General features: G+C 40.1%; 1 protein-coding gene. It reads left to right on the top strand.

Annotated features, from left to right (window positions below):
- Positions 1-1,311, top strand: a 1,311-nt coding sequence (locus AC1DG9_RS26965) for an MFS transporter (protein ID WP_477635680.1), incomplete at its 5' end; no start/stop codon positions are given.
- Between the last annotated feature and the right edge of the window lie 165 nt (positions 1,312-1,476).

Below are 1,476 nucleotides of genomic sequence, written 5' to 3'. Positions count from 1 at the left end.
ACTGTGAATTATCTTGATCGACAGGTGTTAAGCTTACTTAAACCACATTTAGAAGAGATTTTTGGCTGGAGCAACAGCGACTATGCAAACATTGCTTCTGTTTTTCAATTTGTTTACGCTATATCGATGCTTTTTGCAGGGCGGATAATCGACAAACTTGGAACTAAAAAAGGATATGCCTGGGCCATCATTATTTGGTCGGTAGGTGCAGTTATACACGCCTTTGCTATTCCAATAGGTCAAAGCATTTCCACAGTACTTGGCTTTATGGGTATTGGCGTTGCCTCTGTTTCTATTGTAGGTTTTATGGTTGCCAGAGCAGTATTGGGATTTGGCGAGGCTGGGAATTTTCYGGCTGCAATTAAAGCTACTGCAGAGTATTTTCCTAAAAAGGAAAGATCTTTTGCTACCGGATTTTTTAACGGAGGTACCAATATTGGTGCGGTATTAGCACCTTTAAGTGTCCCGTTTATTGCAGCAAAATGGGGCTGGGAAGCTGCCTTTTTATTTATAGGTGCAATAGGTTTCTTGTGGCTTATATTTTGGTATAAATACTATGAAAAACCTGAAGAACAAAAAAGACTTTCGGCCGAAGAACTCGCTTACATAAAAGCAGATGATGTTGATACCAGAGTGATCAATAGTGAAGGTGTAGCTGAAGAAACAAAAGTATCGTGGTTCAAACTCCTTACATACAGACAAACCTGGGCTTTTGCTGTAGGTAAATTCATGACGGATGGTGTTTGGTGGTTCTTCCTGTTCTGGTTGCCTGCTTATTTGAAAGATCAGTATGGCATGATGGATACTCAGATCATGCTCCCATTAGCGGTATTGTACAGCATGACAATGGTTGGAAGTATTGGCGGTGGCTGGTTCCCAATGTATTTTATTAAAAAAGGATATGAACCATATGACGGCCGTATGAAAGCAATGTTAATGATTGCGGTAATTCCGCTTGTTGTGCTTGCTGCACAGCCTTTGGGCCATATATCTTTCTGGATGCCTGTATTGTTAATTGGTGTTGGTGCATCTGCGCACCAGGCATGGTCGGCAAACCTGTTTACCACAGTTTCAGATATGTTTCCTAAAAAAGCAATTGGTTCTGTTGTAGGTATTGGTGGTATGCTTGGCGGCCTTGGCGGTGTTGTTATGACAAAACTGGGTGGTGGGTTATTTGACCATTATAAGGCTCTAGGGCATATTGAAACCGGCTACACAATTATGTTTACAATATGTGCTGTTGCCTACCTGGTGGCTTGGGTAATAATGAAAACATTAGTTCCAAAATACAAAGTAATTAGTGATCTTTAACATATAATCTATTTTAATCTCTAACTATATATTAATGACTTTTAAAGATCATCTTGACTCGATTTTTGTTGACGAACGCGACATACCTGAAGAATTTAGGTTAACCGAAGAGGTTCATCAGCGAGAATACTTAAGTAATGGAAAAATGCATTCCTGGAGCGGAGA

Source organism: Pedobacter sp. 05L430 (assembly GCF_056397585.1).
Note: the sequence above shows the minus strand (reverse complement) of the source record. Positions and strands in the feature narration are given on the sequence as shown.